The organism is Staphylococcus sp. B1(2026), assembly GCF_058895785.1.
This window is the reverse complement of record NZ_JBZXTS010000005.1, coordinates 1-15,967: the sequence shown is the minus strand read 5'-3', so window position 1 is coordinate 15,967 and position 15,967 is coordinate 1. Positions and strand designations below refer to the sequence as shown.

Sequence of the window (15,967 nt, the reverse complement as noted above, 5' to 3'; positions counted from 1 at the left end):
TATAGTGTTAAAAAATAATAAGGGGCTAGTTTTTTCCCAGCCCCATGAATAACTTTATTTATCTAATTTAACATCTTTTAAATAGACATTACCTAACAATGTTGATTGATAATCTTTGATGTAATATTTTTTTAAAGTTGGAGTTACATAAAAATAAATAGGTGTAATTGGTGCTTCATCTATTAATATTTTTTCTGCTGATTTTAACAATTCATTACGTTTGACTTCATCACCTTCGCTCTTAGCTTTAGCAATTAAATCACTGAATTGTTGATTATGCCATCCTGTATTATTATCCCCACTTTTAACATCTTGATACATATCAATGAAATTAGCCGGATCTGAACGGTCAGCTGGCCATCCAGCACGCATAATTTGTAATTGTCCTTTACGTACTTGATCAAGATAAACTTTCCATTCAGCATTATTCAACTCAACATTAACACCCAATTCTTTTTGCCATTGTTGTTGAATATGTTGCGCAATTTTAGCATGTACTTCAATACGATTATATGAAATTGTTAATTTAATATCTTGTGGTTGACTGATACCTAATTCTTTCATTCCAATAGCTAATTCTTTTTTTGCTTGTTCGATATTATTATCTTTAAACAATTGATGATTAAATTGTGGTACAGCACTCAAAGCAACTTTTTCACCAGCTTTAGTAATATTAGTTACAATATCTTGACGATTAATTGCATAAGATAAAGCACGACGAATATGTATATTATTTACGTATTTATCATTTGTATTGAACTTATACAAATATAAACCGTAATTATCAAAATTCGTATATTCTTCTGTTGTTTTTACTTTATCAATAATTTCAGTAGACACTTTATTATAGGGACTACCTAACACATCTAATTCACCTGCTGTATACATGTTATAGGCTGTATTCTCATCCGGAATAATATTAATCATAACTTGATCTAAATCAACATCTTTATGATCGTAATATTGTTTGTTTTTAGTTAACATTAAATGTTTATTTGTTTGATATTCTGCTAATTGAAAAGCACCATTAGAAACAAAATGATCCACTGAAGTATACCATTTTGGATATTGTTCCACTGTTTTTTGATGCAATGGGAAAAACACTGAATTAGATAACATTTGATCAAAATACTGTACTGAAGTATTTAACGTAACTTGTAATGTATAATCATCTAATGCAAGCACACCTACATCGTTAATATTTCCAGTTCCTTTATTAAATGCTTCCGCACCTTTAATATCATATAATTTATACGCAGCATTCGCAGCATTTTTAGGATCTAACACCCATTTCCATGAAAAAACATAGTCTTTAGCTGTTACTGGATCACCATTTGTCCATTTTGCATCATGACGTAATTTAAAAATCCATACACGACCATTGTCTTGTTTTTCAATACTTTCTGCACCTGCTAAATCCACTTGCCCTTTACTAGATACACGTGTTAATCCTTCAAATAAATTGTCTGCCACTGCAGATGATGTAATATCAGCAGCTAAACTAGGATTCAATGTTGGTGGATCTGAAGTAAAAGCTAAATTTAAAACTTTATGTTGTTCTTGTTGCGATACAGGCTGACATCCCATTAATGTCGTGCTAGCTGCTAGACTTAATATCAATAAATTTTTAACTTTCTTTTTCACTAATACTGCCTCCTAAGAAAAGAATGAAATAAATGTCGTAATAATTGCAACATTGAAAAAGTCAATAAATAATGCACCTATAATTGGAATAACAAAAAATGCAATTGGTGAGTGAACATACTTTTGACTAATACTTTGCATATTAGCAATACCATTAGCAGTTGAACCTAAGCCAAAACCAACATGTCCTGAAGCCATAACCGCCGCATCATAATTAGCGCCCATAATTTTAAATGTTATGTAATAAGTAAATAGATAAGCTAATACCGCTTGTGCTAGTAATAACACAATTAATGCACCTGCAACACTTGATAACTCCCAAAACTTCAATGTCATCATTGCTACACCTAAAAATAAATTCAACGATACATCTTCAATAATATGAATTTCTTCATAATGAATATCAAACAATGCTGTGCCATCAGCAATATTTCTTAATATCGCTGCAATTAACATTGGACCGATGTATGCTGGGAAACTTAAAAATTGATTTAAATATTCCGATAAGTAACTACCAATAAACATTGAAATCAAAATGATAAAAAATGCTTTAGCAAAATTTTCACCATTTAGGTCTTTTACATGCCCTTCAATCAAACCTGAAGCATCTTCTTTAGATTGCTCTGCCTCAATAACTAATTTCTTTTTTTGAATTAAACGTTGAGCTAATGGCCCCCCTAATGTTGAACCAGCTACTAAACCAAAAGTTGCCGCTGCAATAGCAACACTTTTAGCACCTTCTATACCTAAAGCTTCTATTGAAGGTGCCATCGCTGCCGCTGTACCATGACCACCTGTCATAGCTGCTGAACCTGTTAATAAACCTAATAGCGGATTAATCCCTAATAATTTAGAAATACCAACTGCTACGATATTTTGACAAATTACTAATAAGATTGCCAAAATTAAAAAGATAAATACTTTTGTCCCACCGCGTTTTAAAATTTTCCAGCTGGCATTAAAACCAATACTTGTAAAAAACATCGTCATAAAAAACTTTTGTAACGTTGCATCAAAATCAAACATTAAAATATTTGCATGATGTAAGCCAAAACTTATTGCGGCAAATAAGAAACCACCTATAACGGGAGATGGAATACAATATTTTTGAAATATCTTTACATAATGTTTTAAATATTGACCTATGATTAGTAAAACTACAGATAAACCTATCGTTTGTACCATATCTAATTTTATTTGAAACATTTAACTTACCTCCTACTTAAAATATATGTATTTCTGTTAAAATATATCATTTTTATAGTATGAGGTCAAAAATATTTGTTAATAATCATGAACATTCTACTATTTTAAACAGCAATCAATATAAATAAAATCAAGTGACCGCACTCTTTTATAAGTGCAGTCACTTGATTTAAACTTCAAATTGACTTTGATATAATTCCGCATAAAATCCATTTTTTTGAATTAAATGTTCATGATTTCCCTGTTCAATAATATCACCATCTTTTAATACTAAAATAACATCAGCATTTTTAATGGTAGACAATCGATGTGCGATAACAAAAGTCGTTCTTCCTTCCATTAGACGATTCATAGCTTCTTGAATCAAACGCTCTGTTCTTGTATCTACACTTGATGTTGCTTCATCTAAAATTAAAATTGGTTTATCAGCTAAGATAGCACGTGCAATCGTTAATAATTGTTTTTGCCCTTGAGAAATATTAGTAGCATCTTCATTTAATTCCATTTGATAACAATTCGGTAAAGTTTGAATGAAATGGTGAGCATGTGCAGCTTTTGCTGCTTCTATTACTTCTTCATCAGTGGCATTTAAACGACCATATCGAATATTTTCCATTATTGTTCCTTTAAATAACCATGTATCTTGTAATACCATAGTGAAATAATCACGTAAATAGGGGCGTGGTAATTGCGTAATAAGATGCCCATCTATCTTAATCTGACCTTGATTGACATCATAAAAACGCATTAATAATTTTACCATTGTTGTTTTACCAGCACCTGTTGGTCCGACAATAGCAATTGTTTGACCTTGTTCTACATGAATATTAAAGTCATTAATAATCATTTCATCTGGCTTGTAACCAAATTTTACATGTTCAAAATCCACAACACCTGTTTTATTCATCGGTATAATTTCATCTTTAATAGGTAATTCTTCTGTCTCATCTAAAAACTCAAATACACGTTCTGCAGCTGCTGCCATACTTTGTAACATATTCATCACTTGTGCTAATTGACCTATTGGTTGCGTGAAAAATCTAACATATTGTATAAATGCTTGAATATCACCAACACCAATTGCTTTTCTAGCTACTAAAATACTTCCTGTTACAACAATACTAATATAACTTAAATTACCTATAAAATTAATTAATGGAAACATTAATCCAGATAAAAACTGGGATTTCCAAGCTGAGGTATATAAAACATGATTCTTTTCTTTGAATGTTTTAAAATCTTGTTGTTGATGATTAAAAGCTACAATAACATTTTGACCAGCATAACTTTCTTCAACTTGACCATTAACTTCACCTAATGATTGTTGTTGTTGAACAAAGTATTTTTGACTTACTTTTGTTAAAATACTTATCAATAATCCCGATAAAGGTAATGCAACTAATGCTACACTTGCCATTATTGGATTAATAGTGAACATCATTAGTACAACACCTAAAATAGTCGTAATACTTGTAATTAATTGTGTGATACTCTGATTCAAACCTTGTCCTAAAGTATCAACATCATTAGTAATTCTAGATAATACATCACCTACTGTGCGTTGTTCAAAATATCCCATTGGTAAACGATTAATTTTTTGCGTTATTTGCTGTCTTAATTTGAACGAAAATTGTTGAGACACTGTTGTCATTAACCAACCTTGTAAAGACATAAAGATAGCCGAAATAATGTATAATCCCATAACCCATACTAAAATCGTACCTATTTTAGTAAAATTAATTGTTCCTGTACCTTTAATTTTATCAATTAAGCCATCAAATAATGTCGTTGTGGCATGCCCCATAATTTTAGGTCCAAGAATATTAAATAATGTTCCTAACAAGGCAAAAACAATAATAGCTAGCATTTGCCAACGATAAGTTTTAAAAATCAAAGATAAAATACGTAACATAGTTGCTTTAAAGTTTTTAGAACGTGGTCGGCGATGTTTTGAGTGATTAGACATGACGTTGACCTCCTTTCAATAACTCTTCTGCACTTAACTGACTTTCAGCAATTTGTTGATAAGTTTTACAATTAGCTAATAATTCTTGATGTTGTCCTTGACCCACAATTTCACCATTATTTAATACGATAATATTATCCGCATGTAAAATTGTAGAAATACGTTGTGCGACTATAATAGTTGTTGCATCTTTCATATGCTGACGTAAACTATTTCTTAATTTAACTTCAGTTTTATTATCTAGTGCTGAGAAACTATCATCAAACAATAAAATTTTAGGTCGTCTTGCAATTGCACGTGCAATGGATAGACGTTGCTTTTGTCCACCTGATACATTACTACCACCTTGTGCAATAGCTGAATTAAAGTCTTCTTCTTTACTGTTAATAAAATCTAATGCTTGTGATACTTCTGCAGCAAATAACATCTCATCTTGTGACATTTGATCATTACCAAATTTAATATTATCTGCAATAGTTCCACTAAATAAAACACCTTTTTGTGGTACTAAACCTTGAATACTTCTTAATTTTTCTAAAGATACTTGTCGAATATCTACACCATCAATTGTAATACGTCCTTCAGTTACATCAAAGAATCTTGGAATTAAATTAATTAAAGTTGATTTCCCACTCCCCGTACTTCCGATAATTGCTGTTGTTTCTCCTGGATTAGCTTGAAATGAAATGTTTTTTAATATAGGACTTTCTGCTTCTGAAAATGTAATAGATACATTGTCAAAACGGATAATGCCTTTCACATCATTTAATAAGTCATCTTGTGTTTCCATACTATCTACAATTGTTAATTCAGTATTTAATACTTCATTAACACGATTAGCTGCAACTGTCGCACGTGGTAACATTGTCGATAACATTGTTAACATTAAAAATGACATTACAATTTGCATCGTATAAGTTAAAAAAGCCATCATATCACCTACTCGAATTGTACCTTTATCAATATGATGCCCACCAATCCAAATAATTAATACACCTAAACCGTTCATAATTAACATGATCGAAGGCATTAAAAATACCATTGTACGATTCGCGAATAATTGTGTTGACATTAATGATTGACTCACTTTACTAAAGCGTTCTTCTTCATATTTTTCGCGTCCAAAGACACGAATAACAGATAAACCTGTTAAAATCTCTCGACTAACTAAATTAACATTATCAATTAATTTTTGCATCATTTTAAATTTAGGTATAGAAATAGCAACTAAACTACCTACCGTGGCTATTAAAATACTCACACCTAAAGCAATAATCCATGTCATACTCGTGTTCGTTTGTAAAACTTTATAAATTCCCCATATCGCCATAATTGGTGAAAAGAAGACAATAAATAATGAAATAGCTAGTGTAGTTTGTATTTGTTGAATATCATTCGTACTTCTTGTAATTAATGAAGCCATCGAAAATTTCTCTATTTCATTTTTAGAAAAAGTTAAAACTTTTTCATACATTTGTTGACGTAAATTTCTACCAACTGTGGCTGCGATTCTACTAGCAAAATAATTCGTTACAATACTTGCACCACCTGATAATAAAGTGAATAAAATCATTTTCATTGCCATAGATTTTAAATATGCATGACGAAGATCATCAATACTTATACCTAATTTTTTATATTCATCTTTAACAAATAAAATACCATTTTGTTGAACAATAAAATCAGATTGTGTACCTAATTTATTTAATATTTTTTGTTTATTCTCCTCTAACATTTTAGGTGTCACCACACCTGCTTGAATACCTTGTTTTAATTGATTTAAATTAAGATGCTCTTTCTTAGCACCATTTAGCATTAACATACTATTTGATAATAGTGTATTCAATCGATCATGCTGTGCTTTATTAATAATTTTTAAATGATAGCTATTTTGTTCTTTTTTATAAGCTTCATCCATTAATTTTTTGTCATCTTCTGACATAAATAATTGTAAAAGTTGATACGTTTCATCTGTTAATTGTGTTGCAACACTATCTTCTATTCCATCTTGTTGGATACCAATATCTACAATATTACTTGTATAACTTGGTAATTGTAATTCACTACCTGCTCTAATACCTAAAAAGATAATTAATAATAATAGTGGTACTTTGAACTGTTTCAAATATTTAAATAATGTCATTAATTTTCTCCTTTCTCTTCATAGTGATTAATAATATCAATTGTTTTTGTTAACAAATACAACCATTGTTGCTGTTCTTCTAACGAAAAATGTTCGAAGACATCATTGAAAAAAGCTTTAGTTTTTTGTTGCTGTTGCTCAACAAATTGCTTACCTTGTGATGTCAATGCAATATTTTTTTTTCGTTTGTCTTGTTCATCTACTGTCACCGTCAAATAATTTTCTGCTACTAATTGATTTACAATAACAGTAATACGTGGTTTTGTTAAACCTAAATGTTCACTCAATAAATGCATAGTCTGCGGACCATGACAATCAATCATATTCAATAGATGTAACATCGGTCGATTAAATTGATGTTGGTTCTGCTTATGTAATTGACTCAATGATTTTCTTAGTTCATGTACTAATGTCATCGCTTGTTCATGCACAATATCACCTCCAAAAATAGTTAATACCGTTAACTATTTTAACTTATTTTTTAACTTTGTCAATAAATTAATTTAACTATATGAATTACAGGAATAAAAATGATTACAATCAATAAAACTACTCATGATATCCTAATCATAAGTAGTTTTACTATCAATATATAAATATATTATCCAAGATGTTAAAATTCTAAATCATCAAATAAGCTTAACTGTGCTTTTTCTGGCATACCTGCTAGACTACCCATTTCTGTTAAATAGTCAATAATTTTATCAGATACACCGCCACGTTTTTTCAATTCTTCTTTAGATAAAAATGGTGCTTCATCTCTTGCTTCTACTAAACGTTTAGCTACACTATCTCCTAAACCTGGAATAGAATTAAAAGGTGGAATTAAACTATCACCTTCAATAATAAATTCATTAGCACTAGATTTTTCTAAGCTAATTTTTTGAAATGCAAAACCTCTTTGAACCATTTCATTAGCTAATTCTAAAACAGTCATTAAATCTTTATCTTTATTTTTAAGTTCATCTAAGTTTTTATTCATGTCAGTTAATTTAGCATGTAAAGAGGCGGCACCTTTTGTCATAGTTAACAAATCAAAATCTGATGCTCTAACTGTAAAATAAGCAGCATAATAGTATAAAGGACGATGAACTTTAAACCAAGCTATACGTATAGCCATTAACACATAAGCAGCCGCATGCGCCTTTGGAAACATATATTTAATTTTTTTACATGATTCCATATACCATTCTGGTACATTTTTATCTTTCATTGCTTGTTCAAAATCTTCAGTTAATCCTTTACCTTTACGTACTGATTCCATAATTTTAAAAGCCAGACTTTCATCTAATCCTTGATAAATCAAGTAAACCATAATATCATCACGACAACCAATAACATCACTTAATTGACAAATACCAGAATTAATTAATTCTTGTGCATTCCCTAACCATACGTCTGTTCCATGGGATAAACCAGAAATTTGAACTAATTCAGAAAAAGTAGTGGGTTTAGTATCCTCTAACATTTTTCTAACAAAACCTGTCCCAAATTCTGGAATACCTAATGTCCCTGTTTTAGAAAAAATTTGTGATGCTTTAACATTTAAAATATCGGGTGATTGAAATATTTGCATCACTTCAGGATCACTAGTAGGTACATCTTTAGGATCAATACCTGTTAAATCTTGTAGCATACGAATCATTGTTGGATCATCATGACCTAAAATATCTAATTTCAATACATTATCATGTATTGAATGAAAATCAAAATGAGTTGTTCGCCACGCAGCAGTTAAATCATCTGCCGGATATTGAATTGGTGTAAAATCAAAAACATCCATATAATCTGGTATAACAATAATACCTCCTGGATGTTGCCCTGTTGTACGTTTAACTCCTGTACATCCAGAAACTAGACGATCAATCTCAGCACCACGTTTATAAATATTACGTTCTTCTAAATAATTTTTCACATACCCAAAAGCTGTTTTTTCAGCAATTGTTCCGATTGTTCCTGCACGATAAACATAATCTTCACCAAAAATTTCTTTCGTAAAAGCATGTGCAGTAGGTTGATATTCACCAGAAAAATTCAAATCAATATCAGGTACTTTATCACCTTTAAAACCTAAGAATGTTTCAAAAGGAATATCTTGCCCTTCTCGAATCATTTCTTGCTGACACTTATCACAAGTACGTTGTGGCATATCAAAACCCGAACCATATTGACCAGTTAAATCAAAATCAGCATAACCACAGGATGAACAAATATAATGCGGTGGCAGAGGATTAACCTCAGTAATTTCCATCATTGTTGCTACAAATGATGAACCTACAGAACCACGCGAACCAACTAAATACCCATCATCCAAAGATTTTTTTACCAATTTATGAGAAATTAAATAAATAACAGCAAAACCATTACCAATAATAGATGTCAATTCTTTTTCTAAACGATCAATCACTAATTGTGGTAAATTATCACCATATATTTTTTTAGCCATCGCATAACTCATCTCACGTACAGTATCTTCTGCACCTTCTATTTTAGGTGTATATAATTTATCTTTTAAAGGATTAACTTCTTCTATCATATCAGCAATTTTTTGACTATTTGTGACAACAACACGTTGCGCATCCGCTTCACCTAAGAATGAAAAGTTTCGCAACATTTCATCAGTTGTTCTAAAATGTGCAGGTGGTAGAATTTGTCGACTTAATGGATTCTTTTTATCTGAAGCAACTAAAATTTGTCGAGAAATAGCACTATGTTCGTAAAGATAATGCGTATTACCTGTAGCAACTACTGGCTTATCCATTTTATCAGCTAATTTTATTATTTTTTTCATTGTTTCTTCTAATTGTTGTTCATTTTTAATCAGTTCGCGTTCTAACATATTCGCATACTGATCTTTTGGTTGAATTTCAAAATAATCATAAAATTGCGCTATTTTTTGTGCTTCTTCTTCTGATTGTTGTAACACCGTTTCAAATAATTCACCGTTTTGACACGCACTACCTACTAATAAACCTTCACGGTATTGATTCAAAGTTGATTTCAGCACAATGGGTTGGCGATAATACGTTTCTGTAAATGATTGTGATACAATTTTGAAAAGATTTTTTAAACCAATACTATTTTGTACTAAGATGGTACAGTGCGTTGGTCGAGCACGTTTATAAACATCTTGTTGTGCTAATTTATCATTTAATTCATTGTGATAATGAATATCTAATGCTTCAATTTGTACTAACATCTTTACTAAAATTTTTGATGTTGTTTCTGTATCATAAATCGCTCTATGATGTTGCGTTAAAGGAATTTGATAATATTTTGCTAAATAATTTAAACCATGTCTTGCGACTTTAGTATTAATGGTACGTGATAATTGTAAAGTATCAATGACACCATTTTTACTTTTACCGAATCCTAAACGTTCATAAGCTGTATTAATAAAACCCATATCAAAGGATGCATTATGGGCAACATAAATATCATCTTCATTGACCCAATTATAGAAATTAGTCATTACCTCTTCTACTTGTGGTGCATTTTGTACATCTGAATCTTGAATTTTAGTTAATTCTATTGTAAATGAACTTAATGGTTCATTTGGATTAATAAAACTTTCAAATTTACTAATGATCTCACCACGATGCATTTTAATTGCTGCAATTTCAATTAATTTATCATTCTCTGGTGATAAACCTGTCGTTTCTACGTCAAAAACAACATAAGTAGCGTCTTCTAACTTTTGTTGATTAGCATTATAAGCAATTGGTACTTCATCATTAGCTAGTGCGACCTCTACACCATAAATCATTTTAATTCCTGCTTTTTTAGCTGCATGTGCTGCATCTGGATAAGCTTGTAAATTATAATGATCAGTTATAGCAATTGCTTTATGCCCCCACTTAGTTGCTTGTGCAACATAATCTTTAATTGATGTAATCCCATCTAATTGACTCATATTCGAATGTAAATGTAGTTCTACACGCTTATTATCTTTATCAGCTGTATCTTCTTTACCTGGTTTATTAACAATCTCTAAATCTTTAACCATGACTGTCATTTCTTTTGTAAAATAATCTGGTTCTAAATTACCACAAACACGTACCCATTGTCCTTTAGATAAATGATCAACTAATTCATTAAGATTATTTTTTTGTTCTGGTGCATTAAAAAATTTTACAGCAATCGAATCACTATAATCAGTTACTTTCAATGTGATTAAATGTTTTTTATTACGTAATGCACGCACGTCCATATCAAAAATATAACCTTCTAAAACAACATCTGTTTCAGGTTCGATTAAATGCTCAATACTTTGAATTCTTTTACGATCAATCTCTCTGCCCATTTGGGTAGCAGTGACATGTGTTGTTCTTCTACCGCCACGATAACCACCACTATTTGTTGAGTATGGTTTTGGTTGTGTATCTTGTTGTTCTCTTGATTTATTTTCTAAAATGGTTTGTTTTAACTTCTCTGTTTCTTGTTCGATAAATTGATGATGTGCTTGTTCATGTTGAGAAATTTTTTCCTGTGCTGTAATTTCATTCACTTCAAAAATAAGATGATATTTTCCTAATCCTAATTTTTCAATACTATGAACAATATCATGTTGACACTTAGCCGTTAATAACGCTGCTTCATTATCATTTAAAGCAGATATAATAATCTTTGGATAATTGACAACAATATCTCTTTCTAAAATACTTTTTTTTAAATTCGTTGCTAAATTTAATCCTTCATTTAATAAAAATGGCCAATACGTTTTCACATATTGATCTTTAACTTCATTGTTCAACTGATCTGCAATTTCTAATTGATAATCTACTTTAGCAATATTTTGAAAACTATTATGCAATGCTTGATGAAATTGATGCCATTGCACTACATTTGGTAAATCTTTCAAACGGAAAATAAAAAATAATTGTCTTTTACTTTTACTAATTACAACTTTTTCAATAGTCGCACTAGAAAATTGATCGTCATCTAAGAGTGATGGTAATGACAATTGCTCTAATAAGACGCGAAATTTTTGATTGTTATTTTTCATTGTCTGCCTCACTTTTTATTCATTGTTTATTTAGTTTATCATCTCTCAATTCATTTTACCACTTAATAACATAAAAAAATAAAGTATTAAACAAGTGACATTAACTTGCTTAATACTTCTATTAATTATTTTTTAGGTAGATATTGTGTTAAAATAACTTCGTGTAATGCTGTTGGTGCGGCAATAATCGTATTCTGTTCAAAAAACGACACTGCACTACCATCTATTTGCGTTAATTGATAGCCTTGATGTTCAAGCATGATGGCACCTGCAGCAAAATCCCATGCATAATTTTTCTTTGTAATATAAATATGTACATTATTACTTGCCACATATGCTAATGACAATGCTGCCGAACCATAATCCCTTGTTGCTCGTACATCTGCAACTAATTTTTGCAATTGTACATCTGATAATGTCCACTTAGCACCAATTGATAAGAAAGCTTCTTTAATAGGCGGTGTAACAGGTTGATCAACGAGTTCTCCATTGACTTTAAAGAAATGTCCCTTATCTACCTCATATAAACATTTTGCCATAACATCATAAATAAAACCATACTTCCCTTGACCATCAATAAAAATAGCAACTGAAATACAAAAATGTTGTTGTTGTTGAACGAAATTTAAAGTACCATCTATTGGATCAATAATCCACACTGTTTTATTATTTAATGTAGCTAAATCATGCCCGTTTCCTTCTTCACCTAAAATATGATGCTTAGGATATTTTGCTTTAATATGAGAAACAAAAAAATGTTCTATTTCTTTATCTACATTGGTAACTAAATCATTAGCATTAGATTTTGTTTCAATATGCAATGTTTGATGTGCCTGTATTTGTTGTCTAATTATTTCTCCTGCTTGTAAAACTAATTGTTTTGCCTCTTGATATAATGTCATTTTATCATCCCTTTTTATTTTTTTCTAACCATAATATAATCACAATCATCACTATCAAATAAATCACAACATACCATTTAACTGTCAAAATGAATAAACTATAAACAGTGATAATACATATCACAGCAAACATAATTTGACGAATTAATCGATCAAAAGCTGTATATTTAAAAGTATTATTTTGTGGATAAATTTGAAACCATAGATGATAATCATATTGTTTAATTAATGTACGTAATTGAATTAAAACTAAATAACTTGCCATCACACCAATACATAAAATCAACAAATCATATTTAAATACTGACATTAATAACATAGCGAATAACATTAATCGTACAAGTAAAAAGATTGTATTTTCTTGTCTAAAAAAGCTTCTAACAAATAAATAATAGTACATATTTGTTGTTTTTGACGTTAACCCTTTAATCATCACATCAAAATATTTACGACGATGTACTCTAATGGCTAATTGTGGAATATCTACAAATAATGCTAATAGTTGATATTGTTTTTGCTTTCTTTGTTGTTCGTAAACAATCATCTTCTCCCAATTTAATGCTTTTGTTTTTTGTTTTTTGGCCAGTAAAATAGCACTACCTAATAATAATAACAATAAAAATAATGATACATAATTTATTTTATACCATATCGGCAGTAATAAAAATACTATACTGATGATTAACAACATACTGTAATGCCACCATTTCAAAACATTTTGGTGATAAAATTGTTGTTCATAAACTATTCTAACAATAATTAATACAACTAATTGCATGACTATCAAATTGATTAATAATTGATAATTCAAATGTATAGTAAACACTGGTAATATTACTAAATTGACAATCATCATTGATATGATAGGTGGTAGTAACGATCTAATTCTCGTTAGACTAAAAACCGCTTTAAAATCTGCTTCTCTACAAGTTAAAAAAACAATATCTGCTGGTTTAACTAACAATATCACTTTCTGCATGAAGATTACCATCGTTACAATAATGAGACAAACACTAATTAATAATTTACTTTGAAAAACTGTCACTGTTTGCAACCATTGTAAATAGTAGTAAGCAAAAATAAAACTTAACATAAATAGAAAACCTATTAAATTGCCATTAAAAATATACTTACTATACTTAAAAACATCTTTATTTTCTTGTAATAATCTTTTGTGAAGTAATTCATTCATTTACTTCACCTCTTCTGTTGTCAGTGTAATATAAATATCATCTAATGAAGCATGTGGTAATTGTGTCTGTTGACGTAAATCTTCTAATGTTCCTTGTGCTACTAATTGTCCTTTATGAATAATTAAAAATTTATCACAATATTTTTCAGCAGTAGCTAAAATATGTGTTGACATCAATATGCTCGCACCACGTTGTTTTTGTTTTTGAATAAGCATCAATAATTGACTAATTGCAATGGGATCCAAACCTAAAAAAGGTTCATCAATAATAAATAGTTGTGGTTCTACTAAAAAAGCACAAGTAATCATGACTTTTTGTTTCATACCTTTAGAAAAATAAATTGGAAAAAAATCTTTCTTTTCTAATAAATCAAATGTTTTTAATAATTCATTGGCTCTTTGATCTGCAATATCTTTTGGTATACGATAAGCTAATGACGTCATATTAATATGTTCTTGCAAAGTCAATTCATCATATAGTACAGGTGTTTCTGGAATATACGAAAATTGCTGCTTATATTGTTCTGGCTGTTGTGATAATGTCAAGTCATTCAATGAAATACTTCCTGACATAGGTTGTAAAATACCTAATATATGTTTGATGGTTGTACTTTTTCCAGCACCATTTAAACCAATCAAACCAACGACCTCACCTTCAGCTATATCAAAATTAATATTTTTTATAATAGCAGTTTGGCCATATCCTCCTGTTAAGTTCTTGACAGTTAACATATTTTCTCTCCATTCCATTTAATTATTATTATTGTACCAATAAATTGAACCATTAGGCAATTAAAACTAATAAAAAAGTGATAAATATGCTATAATTTACCTATTATTAGTAGGAGGAGAAAATCTTATGTCACAAACTATTTTTTCAAAAATTATTGCTGGAGAAATACCAAGTTATAAAGTTTATGAAGACGAACATGTTTTAGCTTTTTTAGATATTTCACAAGTCACTAAAGGCCATACTTTAGTCATTCCTAAAAAAGCAGCCACTAATATCTTTGAAATTGATGAAGAAAACATGACACATCTTGCTAAAGCTTTACCACGTGTCGCTAAAGCGATTAAACAAGCTTTTAACCCTTTAGGTTTAAACATTTTACAAAATAATGATGCTTATGCAGGTCAATCAGTATTTCACATTCATTTTCATTTAATTCCACGCTATGATGAACAAGATGGCTTTAATTTACATTGGCAACCTCAAGGTGAACATTATACACCTCAACAGATGAGTGAAATCAGTCAAAAAATCAAAGAAGCCTTGTAATGTTTTTCATATTCAGTTAAACTTTATTTATATTCTGCTATAAGTAACGAGTACATTATAGAGAATAAATGAGTTTAGAGGAGTGTGTTAATATGAATAACACAAAAAAATTAGTATCAATTGCTTTATTATTCGCCTTAGGTATTGCTTTACGTAGTTTATCAATGCTTATCCCTATCCCCGGTGGTATTTCACCTGATGTTTTATTAATAACGATTCTTATCTGCGCGACACTGTTTCGTGATAAACAATCATTTATTATTATTACAGTCGCTGCAGCATTTTTTACTGCATTGCTTACCACTTTTCCTTATGGACAAATAATTAATCCAATACAAATCGTAATCACAATGATAGTGATTAAACCTATTATTAATTATTTTGACACAAACATCACTGTCAAAATAATTGTGATAATTGTATTTATTGGTACGATTATCTCAGGTGCTTTATTTAGTTTATTAGGTGGTTGGGTTTTAAATATGACTTTATTACAGTCATTATTAGCATTATTTGCTGTCGTAGTTATACCTACTGCAATATTCAATGCAGTGTTAACAAGTATTATTTACCCTGTAATTAATAAGGTATTTACTAAAATATAAAAAAAGGGGCTGGGAAAAAACTAGC

Annotated in this window: 11 protein-coding genes; 2 read left to right on the top strand and 9 right to left on the bottom strand. The window is 29.9% G+C overall.

Annotated elements, in window-relative coordinates:
- Nucleotides 1–54: 54 nt before the first annotated feature.
- The 9 genes from AC5EAH_RS01810 to AC5EAH_RS01770 all read right to left on the bottom strand — a co-directional run bounded on the left by AC5EAH_RS01810 (nt 55) and on the right by AC5EAH_RS01770 (nt 14,790).
- The gene (locus AC5EAH_RS01810) at nt 55–1,644 is read right to left on the bottom strand and encodes a peptide ABC transporter substrate-binding protein (RefSeq protein ID WP_493493040.1); all 1,590 of its coding nucleotides are present in this window, start codon (nt 1,642–1,644) and stop codon (nt 55–57) included.
- Nucleotides 1,645–1,656: 12 nt separating this feature from the next.
- Complete coding sequence (gene gltS, locus AC5EAH_RS01805) at nt 1,657–2,850, bottom strand: sodium/glutamate symporter (RefSeq protein WP_493493039.1); 1,194 nt, start codon at nt 2,848–2,850, stop codon at nt 1,657–1,659.
- Nucleotides 2,851–3,019: 169 nt separating this feature from the next.
- Nucleotides 3,020–4,816, bottom strand: a complete 1,797-nt coding sequence (locus tag AC5EAH_RS01800; protein ID WP_493493038.1) for an ABC transporter ATP-binding protein — start codon at nt 4,814–4,816, stop codon at nt 3,020–3,022.
- Nucleotides 4,809–6,959 carry an ABC transporter ATP-binding protein gene (locus tag AC5EAH_RS01795; protein WP_493493037.1) on the bottom strand — a complete coding sequence of 717 codons (2,151 nt, stop codon included), beginning with the start codon at nt 6,957–6,959 and terminating at the stop codon, nt 4,809–4,811. Before AC5EAH_RS01795 ends, AC5EAH_RS01800 begins: the two co-directional genes overlap by 8 nt.
- Nucleotides 6,959–7,390 (bottom strand): MarR family winged helix-turn-helix transcriptional regulator, encoded by a 432-nt coding sequence (locus tag AC5EAH_RS01790; protein WP_493493036.1) that lies wholly within the window; start codon nt 7,388–7,390, stop codon nt 6,959–6,961. The genes AC5EAH_RS01795 and AC5EAH_RS01790 overlap by 1 nt, the downstream gene beginning before the upstream one ends.
- Before the next feature lie 182 nt (nt 7,391–7,572).
- A complete protein-coding gene (locus AC5EAH_RS01785) occupies nt 7,573–11,964 on the bottom strand; it encodes a PolC-type DNA polymerase III (RefSeq protein WP_493493035.1) in 4,392 nt (1,463 codons plus the stop codon).
- A 125-nt stretch (nt 11,965–12,089) separates the two neighbouring features.
- The gene (locus tag AC5EAH_RS01780) at nt 12,090–12,866 is read right to left on the bottom strand and encodes an inositol monophosphatase family protein (RefSeq protein ID WP_493493034.1); all 777 of its coding nucleotides are present in this window, start codon (nt 12,864–12,866) and stop codon (nt 12,090–12,092) included.
- Between the two features lie 4 nt (nt 12,867–12,870).
- Nucleotides 12,871–14,058, bottom strand: a complete 1,188-nt coding sequence (locus AC5EAH_RS01775) for an ABC transporter permease (protein WP_493493033.1) — start codon at nt 14,056–14,058, stop codon at nt 12,871–12,873.
- On the bottom strand, nt 14,059–14,790 hold the full coding sequence (locus AC5EAH_RS01770) for an ABC transporter ATP-binding protein (protein ID WP_493493032.1): 732 nt from the start codon (nt 14,788–14,790) through the stop codon (nt 14,059–14,061).
- 127 nt (nt 14,791–14,917) lie between these two features.
- Between AC5EAH_RS01770 and AC5EAH_RS01765 the strand changes: the two genes are divergently transcribed.
- Nucleotides 14,918–15,337, top strand: a complete 420-nt coding sequence (locus AC5EAH_RS01765) for an HIT family protein (RefSeq protein WP_493493031.1) — start codon at nt 14,918–14,920, stop codon at nt 15,335–15,337.
- Between the two features lie 92 nt (nt 15,338–15,429).
- Entirely contained in the window at nt 15,430–15,942 is a 513-nt protein-coding gene (locus tag AC5EAH_RS01760; RefSeq protein WP_493493030.1) for a tryptophan transporter, read from the top strand.
- Nucleotides 15,943–15,967: the final 25 nt, after the last annotated feature.